General features: G+C 71.5%; 17 protein-coding genes. 9 read left to right on the top strand and 8 right to left on the bottom strand.

Annotated features, from left to right (window positions below; all coding sequences use genetic code 11):
- Positions 1-259: 259 nt before the first annotated feature.
- Complete coding sequence (locus tag ACFVW8_RS30725; protein ID WP_389695732.1) at positions 260-760, bottom strand: DUF1203 domain-containing protein; 501 nt, start codon at positions 758-760, stop codon at positions 260-262.
- A 112-nt stretch (positions 761-872) separates the two neighbouring features.
- On the opposite strand from ACFVW8_RS30725, the gene pepN reads away from it, so the two are divergent.
- Positions 873-3,449 carry an aminopeptidase N gene (pepN, locus tag ACFVW8_RS30720; protein ID WP_389695730.1) on the top strand — a complete coding sequence of 859 codons (2,577 nt, stop codon included), beginning with the start codon at positions 873-875 and terminating at the stop codon, positions 3,447-3,449.
- A gap of 85 nt (positions 3,450-3,534) precedes the next feature.
- Here the strand turns inward: pepN and alc are convergent, their stop codons facing one another.
- The 6 genes from alc to ACFVW8_RS30690 form a co-directional block, all read right to left on the bottom strand.
- Complete coding sequence (gene alc / locus ACFVW8_RS30715; protein ID WP_389695728.1) at positions 3,535-4,680, bottom strand: allantoicase; 1,146 nt, start codon at positions 4,678-4,680, stop codon at positions 3,535-3,537.
- A gap of 55 nt (positions 4,681-4,735) precedes the next feature.
- On the bottom strand, positions 4,736-5,665 hold the full coding sequence (locus tag ACFVW8_RS30710; protein ID WP_389695726.1) for a LysR substrate-binding domain-containing protein: 930 nt from the start codon (positions 5,663-5,665) through the stop codon (positions 4,736-4,738).
- 9 nt (positions 5,666-5,674) lie between these two features.
- Complete coding sequence (locus ACFVW8_RS30705; RefSeq protein ID WP_389695725.1) at positions 5,675-6,625, bottom strand: DMT family transporter; 951 nt, start codon at positions 6,623-6,625, stop codon at positions 5,675-5,677.
- A 245-nt stretch (positions 6,626-6,870) separates the two neighbouring features.
- On the bottom strand, positions 6,871-7,101 hold the full coding sequence (locus ACFVW8_RS30700) for a hypothetical protein (RefSeq protein ID WP_389695723.1): 231 nt from the start codon (positions 7,099-7,101) through the stop codon (positions 6,871-6,873).
- Positions 7,102-7,121: 20 nt separating this feature from the next.
- Positions 7,122-9,290, bottom strand: a complete 2,169-nt coding sequence (gene malQ / locus ACFVW8_RS30695; protein WP_389695721.1) for a 4-alpha-glucanotransferase — start codon at positions 9,288-9,290, stop codon at positions 7,122-7,124.
- On the bottom strand, positions 9,291-9,569 hold the full coding sequence (locus tag ACFVW8_RS30690; protein WP_389695719.1) for a hypothetical protein: 279 nt from the start codon (positions 9,567-9,569) through the stop codon (positions 9,291-9,293).
- Positions 9,570-9,880: 311 nt separating this feature from the next.
- Between ACFVW8_RS30690 and ACFVW8_RS30685 the strand changes: the two genes are divergently transcribed.
- Positions 9,881-12,889, top strand: coding sequence for a beta-N-acetylglucosaminidase domain-containing protein (locus ACFVW8_RS30685; protein WP_389695717.1), 3,009 nt, complete (start codon positions 9,881-9,883; stop codon positions 12,887-12,889).
- A gap of 38 nt (positions 12,890-12,927) precedes the next feature.
- On the opposite strand, the gene ACFVW8_RS30680 is transcribed toward ACFVW8_RS30685, so the two are convergent.
- A complete protein-coding gene (locus ACFVW8_RS30680) occupies positions 12,928-13,464 on the bottom strand; it encodes an HNH endonuclease (protein ID WP_250969730.1) in 537 nt (178 codons plus the stop codon).
- Between the two features lie 354 nt (positions 13,465-13,818).
- Between ACFVW8_RS30680 and ACFVW8_RS30675 the strand changes: the two genes are divergently transcribed.
- From ACFVW8_RS30675 to ACFVW8_RS30645, 7 genes are all read left to right on the top strand, one after another.
- On the top strand, positions 13,819-14,883 hold the full coding sequence (locus ACFVW8_RS30675; RefSeq protein WP_389695715.1) for a mechanosensitive ion channel family protein: 1,065 nt from the start codon (positions 13,819-13,821) through the stop codon (positions 14,881-14,883).
- A gap of 316 nt (positions 14,884-15,199) precedes the next feature.
- Entirely contained in the window at positions 15,200-16,360 is a 1,161-nt protein-coding gene (locus ACFVW8_RS30670) for an ROK family transcriptional regulator (protein WP_389695713.1), read from the top strand.
- Between the two features lie 121 nt (positions 16,361-16,481).
- Complete coding sequence (locus ACFVW8_RS30665) at positions 16,482-17,822, top strand: ABC transporter substrate-binding protein (RefSeq protein ID WP_389695711.1); 1,341 nt, start codon at positions 16,482-16,484, stop codon at positions 17,820-17,822.
- An 11-nt stretch (positions 17,823-17,833) separates the two neighbouring features.
- Entirely contained in the window at positions 17,834-18,832 is a 999-nt protein-coding gene (locus ACFVW8_RS30660; protein WP_389695709.1) for a carbohydrate ABC transporter permease, read from the top strand.
- 1 nt (position 18,833) lies between these two features.
- A complete protein-coding gene (locus tag ACFVW8_RS30655; protein ID WP_389695707.1) occupies positions 18,834-19,739 on the top strand; it encodes a carbohydrate ABC transporter permease in 906 nt (301 codons plus the stop codon).
- 5 nt (positions 19,740-19,744) lie between these two features.
- On the top strand, positions 19,745-21,010 hold the full coding sequence (locus ACFVW8_RS30650; protein ID WP_389695705.1) for a 6-phospho-beta-glucosidase: 1,266 nt from the start codon (positions 19,745-19,747) through the stop codon (positions 21,008-21,010).
- Complete coding sequence (locus ACFVW8_RS30645) at positions 21,001-21,975, top strand: N-acetylglucosamine kinase (RefSeq protein ID WP_389695703.1); 975 nt, start codon at positions 21,001-21,003, stop codon at positions 21,973-21,975. The genes ACFVW8_RS30650 and ACFVW8_RS30645 overlap by 10 nt, the downstream gene beginning before the upstream one ends.
- Positions 21,976-22,395: the final 420 nt, after the last annotated feature.

Genomic DNA, 22,395 nt, shown 5'->3' with positions numbered 1-22,395 from the left:
GTGCGGGTGCGGGTGCTGTGCCGCTGCGCGGGGCTGTCCCCTACCCGCCCCTTCCCGAAACCGGGGGCGAGCCCCCGGGCCCCCGCTTGTCCTCAATCGCCGGACGGGCTTGGTTTCCCCGCCCGGACGGGCTTGGTTTCCCCGCCCGGCGGGGCTTGGTTTCCCCGCCCGGCGGGGCTTGGTTTCCCCGCCCGGCGGGGCAAAATCAAGCCCCTCCGGCGATTGAGGAGCGGGGTCCGGGGCAGGGCCCCGGGAGCGCTCAGGGGCGCCGGACCTCGAAGTGCAGGCAGCCGTACTCCACCGCCCTGACGTGCACCAACGCCACCTCCGAATCGGCGAACGCCTCCGCGAAGGCCTCGTCGTAGCCCCGCTCCTCGTCCACCGGGATCTCCATCAGCCGGCCGCCCACGATGTGACCGTCCGCGTTGTAGCGCCGGACCGTGCGCAGCGCCCCCGCCCGCGAGAAGGGGTAGCCGGACCGGCCGGCGTCCGGCCCCTCGCACTCATCGGCGTGGATGAAGACCGGGCCCTGCTCGTCGTACGCCCCCGGCTTCGCCCAGGTCGCGGCCGCCCAGCGGCGCAGCGGTGCGTAGGAGACGAGGGCGATCCTCTCCCCCACCTCGCTGCCCCGCAGGCAGCAGCGCAGCGGGCTGCCCGTGTCCATGGCGGTGTACGGGACGCAGGGGCGCCCCGCGTCGTCGCTCTCCCGGAGTTCCTTGAGCGCGTCAGGTTCGATCGCGCGTGCCTCGTAACTGGTCATGCGACGAGCATGGCGGGCCCCACCTGCACGGTCCGGCGGAAAACGGACATCGCCCTGGACGCGGGTGACGTGGAAGGATGGCCGAAACATCGCATATCAAGGAGATGACCGCGTGCCTGGCACGAATCTGACCCGCGAAGAGGCACAGGAGCGGGCGCGCCTGCTGACCGTGGACGCGTACGAGATCGATCTCGACCTCTCCGGAGCGCAGGACGGCGGGACCTACCGGTCCGTCACCACCGTGCGCTTCGACTCCGCCGAGGCCGGTGCGGAGACCTTCATCGACCTGGTCGCCCCGGCCGTGCACGAGGTCGAGCTGAACGGCAGGGCCCTGGACGTCGCGGCCGTCTTCCGCGACTCGCGGATCACGCTGCCGCACCTGGTGGCGGGGTCCAACGAGCTGAAGGTCGTCGCCGACTGCTCGTACACCAACACGGGTGAGGGACTGCACCGGTTCGTCGACCCGGTCGACCAGCAGGCCTACCTCTACACCCAGTTCGAGGTGCCGGATGCCCGCCGCGTCTTCGCGAGCTTCGAGCAGCCCGACCTGAAGGCGAGCTTCCGGTTCACCGTGAAGGCCCCGTCCGGCTGGACCGTGGTGTCCAACTCTCCTACGCCGGAGCCCAGGGACGACGTCTGGTCCTTCGAGCCGACGCCGCGCATCTCGTCGTACATCACCGCCCTGATCGTCGGCCCGTACCACTCGGTGCACAGCAGTTACGAGAAGGACGGGCAGAGCGTCCCGCTCGGCATCTACTGCCGTCCCTCGCTCGCGGAGTACCTCGACGCGGACGCGATCTTCGACGTGACGCGGCTGGGCTTCGACTGGTTCCAGGAGAAGTTCGACTACGCGTACCCCTTCGCCAAGTACGACCAGCTGTTCGTCCCGGAGTTCAACGCGGGTGCGATGGAGAACGCGGGCGCGGTCACCATCCGCGACCAGTACGTGTTCCGCTCCAAGGTGACGGACGCGGCGTACGAGACGCGGGCCGAGACGGTCCTGCACGAGCTGGCCCACATGTGGTTCGGCGACCTCGTCACCATGGAGTGGTGGAACGACCTGTGGCTGAACGAGTCGTTCGCCACCTACACCTCGATCGCCTGCCTGGCGTACGCCGAGGGTTCTCAGTGGCCGCACTCCTGGACCACGTTCGCCAACTCCATGAAGACCTGGGCGTACCGGCAGGACCAGCTGCCCTCGACGCACCCGATCATGGCCGACATCCGTGACCTGGACGACGTCCTGGTCAACTTCGACGGCATCACGTACGCCAAGGGCGCCTCGGTCCTGAAGCAGCTGGTGGCGTACGTCGGCATGGACGAGTTCTTCAAGGGTGTCCAGGCCTACTTCAAGGCGCACGCCTTCGGCAACACCCAGCTCTCCGACCTGCTGGGCGCGCTGGAGAAGACCTCGGGCCGCGATCTGAAGACCTGGTCGAAGGCGTGGCTGGAGACGGCCGGCATCAACATCCTGCGCCCGGAGATCGAGACGGACGCCGACGGCAACGTCACCTCGTTCGCCGTGCTCCAGGAGGCGCCCGCGCTGCCCGCAGGGGCGAAGGGCGAGCCGACGCTGCGGCCGCACCGCATCGCCATCGGCTGCTACGACCTCGACGAGTCCGGGAAGCTGGTCCGTACCGACCGGATCGAGCTGGATGTCGACGGCGAGCGCACCGCCGTGCCGTTCCCGGCCGACACCAGGCGCCCGGCCGTCGTACTGCTCAACGACGACGACCTCTCGTACGCGAAGGTCCGGCTCGACGAGGAGTCGCTGCGGGTCGTCACCGAGCACCTGGGCGACTTCACGGAGTCGCTGCCGCGCGCCCTGTGCTGGGCCTCCGCCTGGGACATGACGCGGGACGGCGAGCTGGCCACGCGGGACTACCTGTCGCTCGTGCTGTCCGGGGTCGGCAAGGAGTCGGACATCGGCGTCGTCCAGTCGCTGCACCGCCAGGTGAAGATGGCGCTTGACCTGTACTCGGCGCCTCAGTGGCGCGAGGCGGGGCTGACGCAGTGGACCGAGGCGACGCTCGCGCACCTGCGCGCGGCGGAGCCCGGCAGCGACCACCAGCTGGCCTGGGCGCGTGCCTTCGCGGCCACGGCCCGCAACCCGCAGCAGCTCGACCTGCTCCAGTCGCTGCTCGACGGCACCGAGGCGGTCGAGGGCCTGGCCGTCGACACCGAGCTGCGCTGGGCCTTCGTCCAGCGGCTGGCCGCGACGGGACTGCTGGACGAGGACGAGATCGCCGCCGAGTACGAGCGCGACCGGACGGCGGCGGGCGAGCGTCACGCGGCGTCGGCGCGTGCGGCCCGGCCCTCCGAGGAGGCGAAGGCGGAGGCGTGGGCCTCGGTCGTCGAGTCCGACAAGCTGCCGAACTCCCTCCAGGAGGCGGTCATCGGCGGGTTCGTGCAGACCGACCAGCACGAGCTGCTGGCGCCGTACACGGAGAGGTTCTTCACCGCGGTGAAGGACGTCTGGGACTCGCGCAGCCATGAGATGGCCCAGCAGGTCGCCATCGGTCTGTACCCGGCGCTCCAGGTCTCGCAGGAGACCCTGGACGCCACGGACGCCTGGCTGGCCTCGGCCGAGCCGAGTGCGGCGCTGCGCCGGCTGGTCTCGGAGTCCCGTTCGGGTGTGGAACGGGCGCTGAGGGCCCGTGCGGCGGACGCGGCGGCGGCGACCGCTTAGCCCTCACGGCACCATTGGAAACCGCCCGGCGGGCAGGCGCTGTAGCGCAGCCGTCCGCCGGGCGGGAGCCTTTTACGGGCAGCCCTCAGGCACCGGACTCCTCGTAGCGGGCGGCCAGTGCGGCCCTGCCGGACTCGGTCAGCGAGCCGTGCAGGCGCATCCGGGCCACCCCGCCGTCGGGGAAGGCGTCCAGCCGCACGTGGGTGACCACGGCCTGGGCGCGGAGCGGGAAGCGGTGCAGGGTGTCGGGCTGGAGCCGGGTGCGGGGGATGATCTCGAACCACTCGCCCGTCTCGCCGTTGCGGCCCTGGAGGGCGATCCAGCCGGCCGCGTTCCCCTTGAGGTAGGCGGTGTCGATCTCGACCGCGCGGACGGCGCCCTCGGCGGGCAGCCGGAAGCGCACCCAGTCGTTGGTGTCGCGGACCCGGCGGCGGCGGTTCTCCCAGCCGTCGTCCATCTTGCGGGAGGTGCCGGGCAGGATGATCTGGGTGGGCGAGGAGTAGAAACGGTCGGACGCGTCCTCGTAACTGCCGCCGTTCAGGACCGAGATCAGGTCGAACGTGCCGAGCGTCGCGAGCCAGGACGGGTCGGGCAGCACCTCGCCGTGCACGCGGAGGCGGGCAATGCCGCCGTCGGGGTGCTGGCAGAGGCGCAGATGGGTGTAGCGGCGGCCGCCGGTGATCTCGAAGCCGTTGGCGGCGTGGCCGCGTACGGGGGTCGGCGGGATGATCTCGTCCCACTTGATGTCGTCGGCGAGGAGTTCCTCGGGGCCGGGCGAGCCGGGGACGGATGCCGCCTGGACGGAGACGCGCTGCGGGTAGTTGCCGCGGAAGTGGGCGGTGTCCACGACGATGCCGCGGATGATGCCGGGGGCGCCCAGCCTGATCAGCGCCCAGTCGTGCTCGTCGGGGGCCGGGAAGGGGTGGGCGGCGTCCGCGCCGCGGCGGCGGCGGGTCTCCCAGCCGTCCATGATCTTGCCCTTGTGGCCGAAGTGCTCGGGGTCGAAGACCGCGCGCTCCCGGACCAGGAGGTTCTCGCGCTGGGCGAAGAACTCGTCGTTGGCAGCGATGACACCGGCGCCGAGACGCCGGTCCGCGAGGTCGACCAGTTCGGTGAAGGGGAGGTCGGTGGTGCGGTAGTCGGCGTACGGGTCACCGCCGCCGTACGGGGCCGCGTCATTGGCATGGGGGTCGTTGTCCAGGGCGGGGGTCTCGCTCGCGTCGAAGGTCATGCGTCCACTGTCGTACCGACCCACCCATCAGGTCCATCGAAAGTTTTCGCACACTTCATTCAGCTGAGCTGAATGAATTCCCGCGCGCCGCGCTGACCTGCTTGAGCGCGGCCAGCACCCGGGCCACCGCGGGACCGCCCTCGGCCCCCTGTCGCACGGCCGCCACCACATGGCGCCGGGGCAGATCGGCGCCGAGAACCCGCAGGACCACGCCCTTGCGGCGTTCCGCCGACGCCATCCTGGGGATCAGTGCGACCCCCATACCGGCCTCCACCATGGCCAGGATCGCGGTCCATCCGGAGGCGCTGTGGGCCTGTTCGGGGACGAATCCAGCGGCTTCGCAGGCGGCGGTGGTGATCTCCGACCACGGGCCGGAGCCGCCGAAGATCCAGGGCTCGGCGGCGAGGTCCGCCAGCTGCAGCCCGGGGTCGCCGGCGAGCCGGTGCCCCACGGGCAGGGCGACGTCGAGCGGGTCGGCGAGCAGCGGCAGCAGGGCGAACCGGGTGTCACGTGCCGTCGGCGCGTGCGCGGCGAGCGAGAGCGCGAGGTCGACGTCACCGGCCGCGAGGAGTTCGTAGGCCTCACCGGCCTCCGCCTCCCGCACCCGCACATCGGGGCCCGGCCGGCCGTCGGCGCGCAGCAGCTGGACCGCCGGGACGACGAGGGCGGGCACGGCGGTCGAGAACGCCCCGACCCGCACCTCCCCCGCCTCACCGCGCAGATATCCGGTCAGCTCGGCCTCGGCGCGTTCCAGCTGGGCGAAGACCGCTTCGGCGTGCCGGAGCACCAGGTGCGCGGCATCGGTCAGCCGCACCCGCCTGCCCTGCGCCTCCAGCAGCGGCACACCGAGCTGTCTGCCCAGGTTCGACAGCTGCTGGGACACCGCGGAGGGGGTCATCAGCAGTGCCTCGGCCGTCGCCGTGACGGTCCCGCGCTCACTCAGCACCCGCAGGATCCGGAGCTTCTTGATGTCCCACTCGGTCATGTCCGCACATTAGCCGCCGCCGCGGGCCCGGCCCGCCCCCAGTGCCACTCCGCCGATGATGAGCACCAGGCAGAGGATCTGCACCGGCCCCGTCGTCTCGTCCAGGAGGACGAAGGAGAGCCCGGCCACGCAGACGGGCTGCAGGTAGTACACGATCCCGGTCCGCGCCGCGCCGATCAGGGCGACCGCCCTGTTCCAGGCGAAGAACGCGACGGCGGAGGAGAGGACACCGACGTACAGAAGCGGTCCGACGGTGCCGGCCGTCGGCTCGAACCCGCCCTGGACGACGACGCTGACCGCGAAGGCGGGGGCGAGCATCAGGGCGCCCAGGACGAAAGTGGTGAGCAGGAAGGCCAGTTGGCCGATCTCCGCAGGGCGGCGGCGCAGCAGCGCGCTGTACGAGGCGAAGCTGAGCATCGCGGCGAACATCCACAGATCACCGGGGGCGAAGCGGAGCGCCGGGGAGCCGTTGCCCACCAGCAGCAGAACTCCGGCGCAGGCGACGGCCATTCCGGCGATGCGGCGCCTGCCGAGCCGTCGGCCGTCGAGGCGTTCGTACACCGCCATCACCACCGGCGACGCGGCCATGATCATGCCCATCTGGCCGGCCGATGTGCTCATGCCCGCCTGGTTGACCAGGGTGTTGTAGACGGTGACCCCGAGCAGGGCGGCGAGGGTGACGAAGCCCGAGTGCCTGCGGATCAGGGCGCGTTGGCGCCAGGTCTCGCGGACAGCGAAGGGCGCGACCGCCGCGACGGCGACGATCCAGCGCCAGAAGGCGGCCTGGACGGGCGGGACGGAGTCGTGCAGGGCGCGGGAGGTGACAAAGCTTCCGGACCAGACGACCGTCGCGAGGAGGGCGAGCAGGAGACCCGTCCCCGCGGTCCGCCGCGCCCCTTTCGGGCCGGCCGGCCCACTGCCGCGGATGCGGTCCAGCACAGTGCGGTCCAGTACCGCCATGAAATCGCCTGCCCTCTCCCCCGCGCGGGGGTGCTTCGGTTACGGACCCACCGTCACACCGAGAGAGCATTCAGGTCTATCGAATACTTCAGAGAGGTTTTTGAAGCTCAGCTTAATGATTGGTCGATGGGCGAGCCTCCCGGGCAACGCGAACAGGGCGCCTCCGCGTGCTTGCGCACATCGAGACGCCCTGGGGCGGAACCGGTGGAGCTACTACGTGGCCCTGCGGGCCGCGCAGCCGGCGGTCAGGCCTGCTTCTTGGACTTGTCGAGGACCATGACCAGCCCGGCGATGACCCCGAACAGCACGAGGGGTGCCACGACGAACAGGCCGATCGTGTCGATCACGCTCAGGCCTTGACCCGGGTCGTCGCCGTCGTCGCGGGTGAGCGCGAGCGCGGGGGACGACATGAGCAGCATCATCAGCGTCGTTCCGGCTGCGACGGCGCCGGCGCGCATAGCGTTCTTCTTGTCCACGGAGCAAACGTAGCGAACGGCTACGAGGGGCGCGCGCCCGGGGGTGCCGTACGGGTCCTCCCGGGCTCCTGACGAGGTCTGAGAACCTCCATCAGGCGGTGCAGCCGGGGCGAGGCGGCCAGTTCCTCCAGGGTGACCGGACGGCCCTCCGCGTCGGCGACGGGCAGCCGCCAGTTGGGGTACTCGTCCCAGGTGCCCGGCAGGTTCTGCGGGCGGCGGTCGCCGATCGTGTCGGGCAGCCAGACCCCGGTCATCCGGGCGGGGGTGCTCAGCAGGAAGCGGTGGACGGCCCGGACGGCCGCCTCCTCGTCACCGCCGCCCTCCGGGAGCATGCCGAGCCGGGAGAACAGCCCGAGCCACTCCGCGGTGTCGGCGCCGTCCTCGGTCCGCTCCTGCTCCAGCGGGCGGGTGAGCAGGCCCAGGCGGTGGCGCAGCGTCACATGGTCGCCGGTCAGCCGGGCCGCGGTGGAGGGCAGATCGTGGGTGGTGGCGGTGGCCAGACAGTCCTCGCGCCACTCCTCGGGGGCCAGCGGGCGGCCGGTGCCCGACCAGTCCCGTTCGAACCAGAGCACGGAGGTGCCGAGGACGCCGCGGCGGGCGAGCGCCTCACGGACGCCGGGCTCCACGGTGCCGAGGTCCTCCCCCATGACGACGGCGCCCGCCAGGTGGGCCTCCAGGACGAGGACGGCGAGCATCGCCTCGGCGTCGTGGCTGACGTAGGTGCCCTCGGTGGGCGGCCTCCCCTCGGGCACCCACCAGAGCCGGAAGAGGCCCATCACATGGTCGATGCGCAGGGCGCCGGCCCGGCGGAGGATCCCGCGCAGCAGACCGCGGTACGGGGCGTAGCCGGACGCCGCCAGCGCGTCGGGGCGCCAGGGCGGCAGCCCCCAGTCCTGACCGCGTGCGTTGAACGCGTCCGGGGGCGCGCCGACGGACATGCCGTGCGCGAAGGCGTCCTGCTGGGCCCAGGTGTCGGCGCCCGCCGGGTGCACGCCGACGGCGAGGTCGTGGACGATCCCGACGGACATCCCGGCGTCCCGGGCGGCGCGCTGGGCGTCGGCGAGCTGGCTGTCGGTCAGCCAGGCGAGCCGGCAGTGGAAGTCGACCCGGTCGAGCAGTCGGGCCCGGGCGCGGGCGGTCTCCTTCGAGCGGGGGTCGCGCAGGCCGGCCGGCCAGGTGTGCCAGTCGGAGCCGTGCACCTCGGCGAGGGCACACCACAGGGCGTGGTCCTCCAGGGCCTGTCCCTGTTCGGCGAGGAAGTCGCAGTACGCGGCGCGGCGGCCGGGCGTGAGGGGCACTTCGGCGAGATGGGCGAGGGCCCGCCGCTTGAGCTCCCAGACGGCGTCACGGTCGATCAGGGCGCCCTTGTTGAGGACGGCGTCCGTCAGCTCTCCGGCGCGGCGGCGCAGATCGTCCAGGACGGCGTGGTCGGCCACGAGCCCGTACTCCGGGACCGACTCGATGCGCAGATGCACGGGGTCGGGGAAGCGCCGCGAGGACGGGCGGTAGGGCGAGGGGTCGGTGGGGCTGCCCAGGACCGCGGCGTGCAGCGGGTTGATCTGGACGAAGCCGGCGCCGAGGCACCGTCCGGACCAGGAGGCGAGATCGGCGAGGTCACCGAGGTCGCCCATGCCCCAGGAGCGCGCGGAGAGCAGCGAGTAGAGCTGGACGAGGAAGCCGTGGCTGCGGGCGGGCGGCTGCGGGACGCGGGCCGGGGCGACGACGAGCGTGCAGGACTCGGCCGGCTCTCCCGGCGCCCGGACGGTCAGCCGGTGCACACCGAGCGGCGGTTCGGTCCACCAGCCGGGCGCGGGCACACCGGCCACCGGGCCGGGCGCGCCGGAATCGGCCGGATCCGTGTCCCCGGCGGGGGTCCGCATCCGGGCGGGCGGGGCCGAAGCGGCCTCCTCCGGCCGGACCGTCAGCTCCGTGCCGGGTGGCAGCACGGCCAGGGCGCGGGGCAGCGGCTCCCCGGTCCACACCACCAGCGTGGGCGGGAGCAGCCGTGCGCCGGCCGCGGAGTCGGCGGCGGCGAGCGCCTCCCGTACCGCCTCGGGTGTGGCGGCGTCGACACCGAGCGCGGCGAGCACCGCGACGACCGTGCCGTCGGGTACGGGCACCGTCGCGTCGGCGGACGGGGAGTAGGAGGTGGCGACGCCGTGCAGTGCGGCGAGCCGGGACAAGCCCATTCAGACTCCTGGGGACTCCATGCCCCAAGCGCTGCCGGAGGAAGCCGGCTCGCTGGTCAGCGGGGCGAGGACGGCGAGCGGGGGTTCGCTCGTCAGGGGCGTGGCGTCGGCGAGCGGGGGCTCGCTGGTCAGGGGTATGGCGTCCGCGAGCGGCGCTTCGCTGGTGAGCGGGCCGTGGGCGGGGGCGGGCACGGTGGCCGGGCATGCGCTGATCATCGGGGCGGGTCCCGGCACCTGTTTAGTCAGGGCGGAGAGCAGGAGCTGCGCTGCAGCGGGCATGGTGGCCTCCTGGCCGTCGAGAGCAGGACACAGCAGACCTACCCAGCGGACGCGTCCGCAGACGTAGGCGTTATGACAACGAGTTCAACGTGCTCTGGGTCACAATCCGTTCCCGGGAGGCCGGTTATCCGTAAGACGTCCGTCGTTTTCGGCCATTCGGCGCCATCTTTCGCGTGCGGCGACGACAGTCCGGGGGCACTCACCCCAGCCACCACTTCGGGCATTTGCGCCACAATGGCCACCCACGTTGACACCCTCGCGCGCGGGGTGGTGGGCTCGGGGCCCACCGGTGGGAACAAGGGGAGAACGGCATGCAGCTCAGGCGCAGGAAGCGTGCGGCGGTCGTCGCCGTGGCCGTGCTCGGCGGGCTGCTCTCCACCGGAGCACCGGCTGCCCTCGCCGCCCCTCCGGTGCCCGGTAAGCCCGCCGCCGGCAGCCCCGACCGCACGGACGACGCCGCGCCACCCACCGTGTGGCCCCGGCCGCAGAGCATCAAGGCGTCCGGATCCGCGGTCCCCCTCACCGACGAGGTCACGCTCCTCACCGACGCGCAGGCCGACCCGTACGCGGTCACCGCGCTCCGCGGGATCCTGCGCGACGCGGGTGTGCGGACCGTCCACGAGGCCCTGCCGGGCAGCGGCCCCGTCATCCGGCTCGGCGGCGACGGAGCGGTGGGCGCGCTGCGCACGCTGCGCGCCCCCGGCCGCGCCGATCTGCCCGCCGGCGGCTACCGGATCGCGGCCGGCCGCGTCGCGGGCCGGGACACCGTCGCTGTCGACGGCCTCGGCGACGACGGGCTGTTCCACGGGGTGCAGACGCTGCGCCAGCTGATCCGGGGCGGCGAGGTCGCCGGGGTCACCGTCCGGGACTGGCCGTCGGCCGCCGTGCGCGGGATGACCGAGGGCTTCTACGGACAGCCCTGGACGCAGGAGGAACGCCTCTCCCAGATCGGCTTCCTGGGGCGCACGAAGCAGAACAGGTATCTGTACGCGGCGGGCGACGACCCCTACCGGGTGGCCCGCTGGCGCGATCCGTACCCCGCCGCGCGGCGGGCCGACTTCCGCGCGCTGGCCGAACGGGCCGCCGCCGAGCATGTGACGCTGGGCTGGGCCGTGGCGCCCGGACAGTCGATGTGCCTGTCGTCGGACCGCGATCTGAAGGCCCTGACGAAGAAGATCGACGCGATGTGGGCCCTGGGGGTGCGGGTCTTCCAGGTGCAGTTCCAGGACGTCAGCTACAGCGAGTGGCACTGCTCGGCCGACGCCGACACCTTCGGCAACGGCCCGCAGGCGGCGGCCAGGGCGCAGGCCCGGGTCGTGAGCGAGGTGGCACGGCACCTCGCGGACCGCCACCCGGGGTCGCAGCCGCTGTCGATGATGCCGACGGAGTTCTACCAGGACGGGGCGACCGCATACCGCACCGCGCTCGCCGAGGCACTCGACGACCGGGTGCAGATCGCCTGGACCGGCGTCGGAGTCGTACCGAGGACCATCACCGGCGGTGAACTGGCCGGTGCTCGTGCCACGTTCCGCCATCCGCTGGTCACGATGGACAACTACCCGGTCAACGACTACGCGCAGGACCGGATCTTCCTCGGCCCGTACACCGGCCGCGACCCGGCGGTCGCCATCGGCTCGGCGGCGTTGCTGGCCAACGCGATGGAGCAGCCGTCCGCCTCCCGGATCCCGCTGTTCACCGCGGCCGACTTCGCCTGGAACCCGAAGGGGTACCGGCCTCAGGAGTCCTGGCAGGCGGCCATCGACGATCTCGCGGACGGCGACACCGCCGGCCGGGACGCGCTGCGCGCACTGGCGGGGAACAGCGCGGCCTCGGTGCTGGGCGGCGACGAATCGGCGTATCTGCGACCGCTGCTCGCCGCCTTCTGGAAGTCCCGTGCGGATACCGACGCGTCGGCCCGCGACAAGGCCGCGCGCCGGCTGCGGGCCGCGTTCACGGTGATGCGCGAGACCCCGCAGCGGCTGACCGGGCTGGTCGGCGGCCGGCTCGACGACGAAGTGCGGCCGTGGACCGAGCAGTTGTCCCGGTACGGCAGGGCGGGCGAGCTGGCCGTCGATCTCCTCCAGGCCCAGGCGCGCGGTGACGGCGCGGCCGCCTGGCAGGCGTCGCTGGCCCTGGAGCCGGTGAGCAAGGCCGTGCAGCCGAGCGGTGCGACGGTCGGCAAGGGGGTGCTCGGCCCGTTCCTGGACCGGGCGCGCAAGGAGGCCGACGCCTGGACCGGGACGGACCGCGACAGCGGCACGGTGACCGAGACCCGGGGCAGCTACACGGTGCGGCTGGGCCGGGCCCGTCCGCTGGCGGCCGTCACCGCGATGACCCTGCCGGGCGACGGCGGCGCTGCGGCGCAGGCGACGGTCCAGGCCCATGTGCCGGGTGAGGGCTGGCACAGCCTCGCCAACGTCTCGGCGAGCGGCTGGACCCAGGCACGGGGAAAGGACCTGCGAGCCGACGCCGTGCGGATCAGCTGGCCGACCGCCACCCCCTCGGTCACCGGTGCACCGCCCCTGATCATCCCTCCACTGGCCGGCGCGGCCCCGTCCGCCGGGGCGGCGCCCCGGGTGCGCTCGCTCGTGCCGTGGTTCGGCGACGAGCCCGCCGCCCGGCTCGATCTGGAACGCGGGGAGACGGACGCCGAGATCGGCGGCGAGCCGCAGCGGGTCGAGGCACGGCTCTCGCCCGGCCGGCCGGCCGAGGTGCGGGGCGCGCTCACCGCGAAGGCCCCCAAGGGCATCAAGGTGCGCGTGCCCGAGCGGACGACCGTCCAGCGCGGCTCCCGTACCGAGGTGCCGGTGGAGATCACCGTCCCGGCGGACACCCCGGTGGGCACGTACGAGGTGCCGTTCTCCTTCGGCGCCGAGGAGGCCACCCTGACCGTCCGGGCCTTCCCGCGCACCGCGGGCCCCGATCTGCTGCCCGCCGCCACCGCGTCCTCTTCGGGCGACGAGACCGGGGACTTCCCGGCGGCCGCCGCGTCCGACGGCGATCCGGAGACCCGCTGGTCCTCACCGGCCGAGGACGGCGCCTGGTGGCAGGCGGAGCTGCCCGCTCCGGTCCGGCTCGGGAAGGTGGAGCTGGACTGGCAGGACGCCTACGCCTCCCGCTACCGCGTACAGGTCTCCGCCGACGGCCGCACCTGGCGCACGGCAGCCACCGTCCGCAACGGCAGGGGCGGACACGAGTCGGTCCGGATGGACGCGAAGGACACCCGGTTCATCAGGGTTCAGGGCGACGGGCGGGCCACCGAGTACGGCTACTCGCTCTGGTCCGTCCGGGCGTACGCCGTGGCCGGGCAGGACAAGTAGCGCGGCGCCGGCCCCAGGGACGGCACGGGCCCGGACCGTCAGGCGGAAATGCCATCGATCCGGGCCATCGCGTCGTCCGCTCCGAACGGTTGCAAATAGGGCAGCCAGCGCGGGTCGCGGTGTCCCGTGCCGATGATCCGCCAGGCGAGCCCGGTCGGCGGGGCGGGCTGCTGGTGCAGCCGCCAGCCGAGCTCGGGCAGATGGCGGTCGGCCTTGACGTGATTGCAGCGGCGGCAGGCTGCCACCACGTTCTCCCAGGCGTGCTGTCCGCCGCGGCTGCGCGGAATGACATGATCGACGCTGGTCGCGGCGGCGCCGCAGTACATGCAGCGCCCACCGTCCCTGGCGAAGAGCGCCCGGCGGGTCAGCGGGACGGGCCCCCGGTAGGGGACGCGCACGAACCGTTTCAGGCGCACGACGCTGGGTGCCGGGACGGCACGGGTGGCGCTGTGCATGAAGGCGCCGGACTCCTCGAGGCAGATGGCCTTGTTCTCGAGGACGAGGACGAGCGCGCGGCGGAGCGGTACGACGCCGAGCGGCTCGTACGACGCATTGAGAACCAGGACATGCGGCACGGTTGATGCCTCCTTGTACGCCGGCGGCGCGTGGCTCGCGCCGGGACGATCCGATCTCAGTCTCTCCTCAGGCCTGGTCGAAGCGCCACCACGTCCGGGTAACGGGCCGGAAGGATTTTCCTCCGCCCGCGCCGTCGTCACGCCGGGAGCGCACCGGAACAGGCGGTTCAGGGGCCCCGCGCCCGCCGGCCGCGCCCGATGTGCGATCGGCCACACGCACCGCCGCCGGCTGGGTTCCTTACCTGTCCCATATCCCCGGGTGAGACGCGTCTCTCCCCCCGATCACGGCAACGGAGCATGCCCGATGCCCCGTTAGTGTGGTTGGTCAGCGCTCGCCCAACTGGAGGTCCCACCGTGTCCCTGTCCGCCCTGTTGGCAGCAGGCCAGTCCCCCGAGCCCGGCGGCTCGCTGGACGAAGCCGCGAAGCAGGCAGGCAACGCCGCGGGCTGGGTGGAGCAGAACTGGTCCACCTGGCTGAACACCGGTCTGCGGATCGTGCTCATCGCGGCGATCGCGATCGTGTTGCGCATAGCGGTCCGCCGTGCCCTGACCAAGCTCATCGAGCGCATGAACCGCAGCGCACAGGCCGTGGAGGGCACTGCTCTCGGCGGCCTGCTCGTCAACGCGGAACGCCGCCGCCAGCGCTCGGAGGCGATCGGTTCGGTACTCCGTTCGGTGGCCTCGTTCCTGATCCTCGGTACCGCCGCCCTGATGATCCTGGGCGCGTTCCAGATCAATCTGGCCCCGCTGCTGGCCTCAGCCGGGGTCGCCGGGGTGGCGCTCGGCTTCGGCGCCCGCAATCTGGTCACCGACTTCCTCTCCGGCGTCTTCATGATCCTGGAGGACCAGTACGGCGTCGGCGACAGCATCGACGCGGGCGTCGCCTCCGGTGAGGTCATCGAGGTCGGCCTGCGGGTCACCAAGCTGCGCGGGGAGAACGGCGCGATCTGGTACGTCCGCAACGGTGAGGTGAAGCGGATCGGCAACCTCAGCCAGGGCTGGTCCACGGCGGGCATCGACGTGCAGCTGCGCCCCACGGAGGACCTCGACCAGGTCGGTACGGTCATCACCGAGGCCGCCCAGCAGATGGCCAAGGAGGATCCGTGGACCGAGCGCCTGTGGGGTCCGGTGGAGATCCTGGGCCTGGACACGGTGCTGCTGGACTCGATGACGGTCCGGGTGACGGCGAAGACGATGCCGGGCAAGGCCCTGGGCGTGGAGCGCGAGCTGCGCTGGCGCATCAAGCGCGCCTTCGACGAGGCGGGCATCCGCATGATCGGCGGCGTCCCGGCCCAGCCCGACGAGCCCTCCGCCGACCCGACGGCCTCCGTGGCGGCTCCCTCGGCCTACGCCTCGGCGACCTCGCCGCAGTCCCTGGCGGCGACGCCGATAGTCCCGCCGCCGAGCATCTCCAAATAACGCCCGGCCCGTAGGCCGGGAACGGGTGAGGGGCACTCCGCGGGCTCGCGGGGTGCCCCTCACCCGTTCCCGCCGGCCGGTGAGCGATGGATCCCGGCCAACTCGGTTCGCCTGCCGACCTGTTGGGAATGCACCTCACCCAAGGCGTCCACAGCGACGTCCATGGGGGCCGCTCCGCCTCCCGCGCGACCGGCCTCCGCCCAGATAACGCTTTGGTTGCCACAGCGGCACAGCCCATTGACGCCCCGGTGACGTGCGTCCTACGGTCCTCGCACCGAATAGGAAACTTTCCTAACAGAGGGCAGGTGCAGTGATCATGGCCGGAGCCACACCGGGGACCCCCCGCGTCCTACGGGCCATGAACGACCGGGCCGCCCTCGACCTGCTGGTCACCCAGGGCCCTCTCACCCGGACCCGGATCGGCGAGCTGACCGGGCTCTCCAAGCCCACCGCCTCCCAGCTGCTGACCCGGCTGGAAGCAGCGGGGCTGGTCCGTTCGACGGGCAGCCAGGGCGGACGCCCCGGCCCGAACGCCGTGCTGTACGAGATCAACCCGGCTGCCGCCCATGTCGCGGCACTCTCCGTCGGGCCCACCGGCATCGACGCCGTGGTCGCCGACATCACCGGCGCCGTGGTCGGCTCGTGCCGCGTGGAGGCCGACGCGGTCGAGGAGGACGTACGCCACCGCACCGCCCAGCTCGTCGCCGAGGCCGTGGACGGCGCCCTCGGCTCGACCGGGCTCGGCCATGACGATCTGCAGAGCGTGGTGATCGGCACGCCGGGCGCGATCGACCGGCACACCGGACAGCTGCGGTACGCCCCGCACCTGCCGGGCTGGCACTCGCGCACCCTGCTCGCCGACCTCGCCGAGGTGGTCGGCAGGCCGGTCACCATCGAGAACGACGTGAACCTCGCCGCCATCGCCGAACAGTACGAGGGCGCCGCGCAGGACCACGACGACTTCGTGCTCGCCTGGCTCGACGAAGGCGTCGGCGCCGCCATCGTGCTGGGCGGAACCCTGCTGCGCGGTGCCACCGGTGGCGCCGGCGAGATCGGCTACATGCCGCTGCCCGGCGCCCCGCTCGCCCGCGGCAGCGCGGCCGACTGGGCGAGGCCGGACGCGGGCGGCGGTTTCCAGAGCCTGGTCTCCTCCCCCGCCGTGCAGGACCTGGCGGGCGGCAGACCGACGGCCGAGGCCCTGGCCGACGCATCCGTACTCGACGAGGTCGCCCGCAGGCTGGCCACCGGCCTCGCCGCCATGGTGGCCGTCGTCGACCCCGAACTGGTCGTCCTCTCCGGCGTCGTGGCCCAGGCCGGCGGAGAAGCGCTCCGCGAACGGGTCGAGGCGGAGCTGACCGGCCTGGCGCTGCCGAGGCCGCTGCTGCGCATCAGCGACATCGACGGCGATCCGATCCTGACCGGCGCGCTGCGCACCGCCCTCGCCCAGGCACGCGACGCCACCTTCGACACCGCCTGAGCCACGATCCGCCCCTGCCACGACTCCGGCCCGGCAAGCCGCACGGCACCCCCATGCCCGCACGGCCCCGCTTCCCCGCCGGTGTGCACCCCCCTTCCCTCCCCCGTAAAGGAAGTCCGACATGGCGCGATGGCACATACGTACCCGTGTGCCCGTGGCGCTCGGCGCAGCCGCACTGCTGCTGGCCGGCTGCGCCAACCCGAGCACCGGCAGTAACACCGACGACCCCACGAAGCCCGTCACGCTGAAGTTCTGGCACGGCTGGTCGGCGCCCGGCGAGGTCAAGGCGATCAACGAGAACATCGCCCGCTTCGAGAAGCTCCACCCGAACATCCACGTCGTCTCCACCGGCAACGTGAGCGACGAGACGATCAACCAGGCGCTGCGCGCGGGTGGCGGCGACGCCCCCGATGTCGTCACGTCGTTCACCACCAACAACGTCGGCCAGTACTGCTCCTCCGGCATGTGGGCGGACCTCGACCCCTTCATGAAGAAGAGCGGGATCGACAAGACGAAGGTCTTCCCGAAGACGCTGCTGGACTACACCCAGTACGAGGGCGTCCAGTGCGCGACACCGCTCCTCGCCGACGCGTTCGGCATGTACTACAACAAGGACGCCTTCAAGGAGGCCGGGATCGCCCGGCCCCCGCACACCATGTCCGAGATGAAGGCCGACGCGGTCAAGCTGACGCGGAAGAACAAGAACGGCTCGCTCGAACGCGCCGGCTTCATGCCGGACTTCCAGCTCTACCAGAACGCCCCCGACCGGATGTTCGCGCAGTGGGGCCCGCGGTACTTCGACGACAAGGGCAAGGCCAGGCTCGCCGACGAGCCCAGGACGGAGCAGTTCTTCAGCACCATGCGCACTCTCTCCGACGCGCAGGGCGGCTACAACGCCATGGAGCGGCTCCGGGCCACCTTCGGTGACGAGATGTCGTCCCAGAACGGCTTCCTCACCGGGAAGCTCGCCATGCATCTGGACGGTGAGTGGCGTGGGCTGATGCTCAAGGAGGCCAAGGCGAAGTTCGACTGGGGCGTGGCCCCGCTGCCGGTCCCCGACGACCAGGCCGACACCTACGGGCGCGGCTATCTGACCGGGACCGTCGCCGGCATCGCGCACAGCAGCCGGCACCAGAACGCGGCGTGGGAGCTGGTGAAGTACCTGACGGTCGACACGGAGCCGGTCGTCCACTTCGCCAACGCGATCCACAACGTGCCGTCCACCTTCGACGCCCTCAAGTCGCCCGACCTGGACGCCGATCCGGCCTTCCGCGCCTTCATCAAGATCGCGCAGAACCCGCACAGCCAGGCCGTCCCGCCCTCGAACAACGGCGGTCAGTACATCAATTCGTTCGGCGACTTCTCGCAGTCGGTCGAGGCGGGCAGGACCAAGGACCTGCACAGCGCGCTGGAGAAACTCGACGACCAGATCGACGCCGACAACGTCCAGTCGGAAAACTGAGGAGCCGAGTCATGGCACTTTCCCTCTCCACCTCGGCGAAATCCGCCGAGCGGGGGGCCCAACCGGCCCCCCGGAACTCCCCGCTGCGCCGCAAGAAGAACCGTGAGCGGCTGCGCACCCTGGGGTTCCTCTCGCCCTGGCTGGTCGGCTTCTCGGTCTTCTTCGGCTACCCGCTGATCGCGACCGTCTACTTCTCGTTCATGCACTACAACCAGATCAAGGCCCCCACCTTCGTCGGGCTGCGGAACTGGAAGTACGTGCTGGAGCAGATGCCGCTGTTCGGCCCGGCCCTGTGGAACACACTGTGGCTGGTCGTCGTGATGGTCGCGCTGCGGGTGGTGTTCGGTCTCGGCATCGGCATGCTGATCACGAAGATCAAGTCGGGCGTCGGGCTGTTCCGTACGGCCTTCTACATCCCGTACCTGGCACCGCCGGTCGCGGCCACCGTCTCCTTCGTCTTCCTGCTCAACCCGTCCACCGGACCGGTCAACGAGATGCTCTCGTGGATCGGGGTGAGCGGCCCCAGCTGGTTCAACGACCCCAACTGGTCCAAGCCCTCGCTGGTGCTGCTCTCCCTGTGGGGCATCGGCGACCTGATGGTCATCTTCATGGCCTCACTGCTGGACGTGCCGAAGGAGCAGTACGAGGCCGCCGACCTGGACGGCGCGGGCGCCTTTGCGAAGTTCCGCTACGTCACGTGGCCCGCCATCACCCCGATCGTGCTGTTCGCCGTCGTCACCGGCGTCGTGCAGACGATGCAGTACTACACACAGGCCCTCGTCGCGGGGAAGCTCGCCTCCGGAGTCTCGATCGGCCCGGGCACGGTGATCCAGCCCGGGTACCCGGACCACTCCACCCTGACGGTGCCTCAGCTCGTCTACTCGATGGGCTTCCAGAACTTCAACACCGGTGCCGCGTGCGTGCTCTCACTCGTGCTCTTCGCCATCGCCATGGCCGTCACCCTTCTGCTGATGCGCAAGAGCGTCGGCCTCATTCCGGCGGAGGACTGAGATGACCACCACCACCCTGACGACCCGGCCGGGGGCCGTTGTGCCGAGCCGTGAAAGCGGACGTGACGCGGCCAGACACCGTCGCAAGCGCATCCTGAACTGGATCGCCGTCCACTCCCTGGCCCTCGCGCTCGCCCTGTTCTTCGTCCTGCCGTTCGTCTTCGTCTTCCTCACCTCGGTGATGAGCGACGGGCAGGCGATGAGCGGTGATCTGTGGCCGAATTCCTGGCACTGGTCCAACTACTCGGCCGTCTTCCACACCCCGGGATTCCTCGACTGGTGGCGCAACTCGCTGATGTACGCGGTGCTGGGCACCGTGTTCACGGTGTGCTCGTCGGTACCCGTCGCCTACGCGCTGGCCAAGTTCCGTTTCCGTGGCCGGCGTACCGCAATGATCCTCGTCATCTCCACGATGATGCTGCCGCCGCAGGTCATCATCATCCCGATGTACCTGGTGTGGGCCCAGCAGTTCCACCTCTCGGGCTCGCTGTGGCCACTGATCATCCCGATGGCGTTCGGCGACGCGTACTCGATCTTCCTGCTGCGGCAGTTCCTGCTCACCATTCCGCAGGAGTACATCGAGTCGGCGAAGGTCGACGGCTGCGGTGAGCTGCGCACCCTGCTCAAGATCGTCGTGCCGATGGCCAAGCCGGGCATAGCCGCCGTGGCGCTCTTCCAGTTCTTCTACTGCTGGAACGACTACTTCGGCCCGCAGATCTACGCCGCGCAGAACCCCGGCGCCTGGACCCTGAGCTACGGCCTGGAGTCCTTCAAGAGCGCCCACGCGGTCAACTGGAACATGACCATGGCCGCGACCCTGCTCGTCATGGCGCCGGTCATCATCGTGTTCTTCTTCGCACAGAAGGCCTTCGTAGAAGGCGTCACCCTCACCGGAGTAAAGGGCTGAGAACCATGAAGCTCGCAGTAGTTGGTGGCGGGTCCACCTACACACCCGAACTGATCGACGGTTTCGCACGGTTGCGGGACACCCTGCCGGTCGAGGAGCTGGTGCTCGTCGACCCGGCGGCCGACCGGCTCGAACTCGTCGGGGGCCTGGCGAGGCGGATCTTCGCCAAGCAGGACCACCCGGGAAAGATCGTCACCACCACGGACATCGACGCGGGCGTGGCCGACGCCGACGCGGTCCTGCTCCAGCTCCGGGTGGGCGGCCAGGCCGCCCGCAACAAGGACGAGACATGGCCGCTGGAGTGCGGCTGCATCGGCCAGGAGACCACCGGCGCCGGCGGCCTCGCCAAGGCCATGCGCACCGTCCCCGTCGTCCTGGACATCGCGGAACGGGTCCGGCGCACCAACCCGGACGCCTGGATCATCGACTTCACCAACCCCGTCGGCATCGTGACCCGGGCGCTGCTCCAGGCCGGTCACAAGGCGGTCGGCCTGTGCAACGTGGCGATCGGCTTCCAGCGCAAGTTCGCCCGGCTGCTCGACGTGACCCCGGGTGAGGTGCACCTGGACCACGTCGGTCTGAACCACCTGACGTGGGAGCTCGGGGTGCGCCTGGGCGGCCCGGAGGGTGAGAACGTACTGCCGCGGCTGATCGCCGAGCACGGCGACGCGATCGCGGACGACCTGCACATGCCGCGGGCGGTCGTGGACCGCCTCGGTGTCGTCCCCTCGTACTACCTGCGCTACTTCTACGCGCACGACCAGGTCGTGCGGGAGCTCGGCACCAAGCCCTCGCGGGCGTCCGAGGTCGCCGCGATGGAGAAGGAACTGCTCGCCATGTACGGCGACCCGGCGCTGGACGAGAAGCCCGCGCTGCTCGCCAAGCGCGGCGGCGCCTTCTACTCGGAGGCGGCCGTCGACCTGGCGGCCTCGCTGCTGGGCGGCGGCGGCTCCACGCACCAGGTGGTCAACACGTACAACAACGGGACGCTGCCCTTCCTGCCGGACGACGCGGTGATCGAGGTGCAGGCGAAGGTCGGCAGGAGCGGCGCGACGCCGCTCGCCGTGCCGCAGCTCGACCCGCTCTACGCCGGGCTGATCGGCAATGTGACGGCGTACGAGGACCTGGCGCTGGAGGCCGCGCTGCGCGGTGGCCGCGACCGGGTGTTCAAGGCCCTGCTCGCGCACCCGCTGGTCGGCCAGTTCGAGTACGCGCAGGCGCTCACCGACAAGCTGATCGCCCACAACCGGGAGCACTTCCCGTGGGCGTGAAGGGTTCCGTCCTCGCGATCGATGCGGGGAACAGCAAGACCGATGTGGCACTCATCGGTGCGGACGGCAGCCTGCTGTCCACGGCCCGCGGCGGTGGCTTCCAGCCGCCTGTGGTCGGAATCGGCACGGCCGTGGACGTTCTGGGCGCGACCGTGGAGCGGGTCCTGGCCTCGGCCGGGGCGGGCGTCGAGGCGGTCGCGCATGTGTCGGCCTGTCTCGCCAACGCCGATCTGCCGGTCGAGGAGGAGCAGCTGACCGAGGCCCTGGGCGCCCGCGGCTGGGGCCGCACGGTGGAGGTGCGCAACGACACCTTCGCGATCCTGCGGGCCGGGGTCGACGAGCCGCGCGGGGTGGCCGTGGTGTGCGGCGCGGGGATCAACTGTGTCGGCATGCTGCCGGACGGTCGGACCGCCCGCTTCCCGGCCATCGGCCGGATCTCCGGTGACTGGGGCGGTGGTTCGGGTCTGGCCGAGGAGGCTCTGTGGTACGCCGCGCGCGCCGAGGACGGCCGCGGTGAGCCGACCGAACTGGCCCGTGCGCTGCCGGGTCACTTCGGGCTCGGCTCGATGTACGCGCTGATAGAGGCGCTGCATCTGGGCCGGATCGAGTACGAACGGCGGCACGAGCTGACGCCGGTGCTCTTCGCGGTGGGCGCGGCCGGCGACGCGGTGGCGCACGGGCTCGTGGACCGGCTGGCCCAGGAGGTCGTGGCCATGGCATCGGTCGCACTGTCCCGGCTCGGTCTGCTCGACGAGCACGCGCCGGTGGTGCTGGGCGGCAGCGTGCTGGCGGCCCGGCATCCGCAGCTGGACGACCGGATCGCCGGACTCCTCGCGGTGAAGGCCCCGAAGGCGGTGGTCCGGGTGGTGAAGGAGTCCCCGGTGCTGGGCGCGGGGCTGCTGGGCCTGGACCACACGGGTGCGGCGACCGAGGTGCACGACAGGCTGCGGGCCCAGTACACCTGACATCGTGTGACATCAGTGGGTATCAGGGGCGTCCCGTGGCCTTCGTGCTGCGGGGCGCCCCTTCCGTAAGGGAACCGATCACCTTCCCCGGACGTGTTCATGGTTGGGGAGATCGGTCCGCTTCGGGGGATTGCGCCGTCGATCGTCTTGATCGATGACGTCGACCTTGATCGAATGCTGTTGACTGCAGTTGATTGCGTTCATGGACCGGTGCAGGATCCAGGCGTTCCTTGTGTGAATGTCGGTCCCTGCGGCCATACTTCTGGCCGGGTACCAGTCCCCCGATCGGCCGGGGGGCGGGCCACCGTCAGTGACCGAGGGGGAGGTCAAGTGACATACCCGCCGAATGTGCGCCCGGCGCCGCCACACGCGCCGGAGCAACTGCCTGCGCAGACGGCCGTACCCGTGCCGCCCCAGCGC

This window comes from Streptomyces sp. NPDC058221, from assembly GCF_042882365.1.
GTDB lineage: Bacteria > Actinomycetota > Actinomycetes > Streptomycetales > Streptomycetaceae > Streptomyces.
This window is presented reverse-complemented; position numbering and strand designations above follow the sequence as displayed.

What these genes read in the sequence shown, in the direction of transcription:
- malQ (WP_389695721.1), bottom strand. Translation starts at nt 9,290, where the DNA reads ATGGGCTTGTCCCGGCTCGCCGCACTGCACGGCGTCGCCACCTCCTAC.
- ACFVW8_RS30690 (WP_389695719.1), bottom strand. Translation starts at nt 9,569, where the DNA reads ATGCCCGCTGCAGCGCAGCTCCTGCTCTCCGCCCTGACTAAACAGGTG.
- ACFVW8_RS30650 (WP_389695705.1), top strand. Translation starts at nt 19,745, where the DNA reads ATGAAGCTCGCAGTAGTTGGTGGCGGGTCCACCTACACACCCGAACTG.
- ACFVW8_RS30660 (WP_389695709.1), top strand. Translation starts at nt 17,834, where the DNA reads ATGGCACTTTCCCTCTCCACCTCGGCGAAATCCGCCGAGCGGGGGGCC.
- ACFVW8_RS30670 (WP_389695713.1), top strand. Translation starts at nt 15,200, where the DNA reads ATGGCCGGAGCCACACCGGGGACCCCCCGCGTCCTACGGGCCATGAAC.
- ACFVW8_RS30725 (WP_389695732.1), bottom strand. Translation starts at nt 760, where the DNA reads ATGACCAGTTACGAGGCACGCGCGATCGAACCTGACGCGCTCAAGGAA.
- ACFVW8_RS30685 (WP_389695717.1), top strand. Translation starts at nt 9,881, where the DNA reads ATGCAGCTCAGGCGCAGGAAGCGTGCGGCGGTCGTCGCCGTGGCCGTG.
- ACFVW8_RS30710 (WP_389695726.1), bottom strand. Translation starts at nt 5,665, where the DNA reads ATGACCGAGTGGGACATCAAGAAGCTCCGGATCCTGCGGGTGCTGAGT.
- ACFVW8_RS30705 (WP_389695725.1), bottom strand. Translation starts at nt 6,625, where the DNA reads ATGGCGGTACTGGACCGCACTGTGCTGGACCGCATCCGCGGCAGTGGG.
- ACFVW8_RS30655 (WP_389695707.1), top strand. Translation starts at nt 18,834, where the DNA reads ATGACCACCACCACCCTGACGACCCGGCCGGGGGCCGTTGTGCCGAGC.
- alc (WP_389695728.1), bottom strand. Translation starts at nt 4,680, where the DNA reads ATGACCTTCGACGCGAGCGAGACCCCCGCCCTGGACAACGACCCCCAT.
- ACFVW8_RS30665 (WP_389695711.1), top strand. Translation starts at nt 16,482, where the DNA reads ATGGCGCGATGGCACATACGTACCCGTGTGCCCGTGGCGCTCGGCGCA.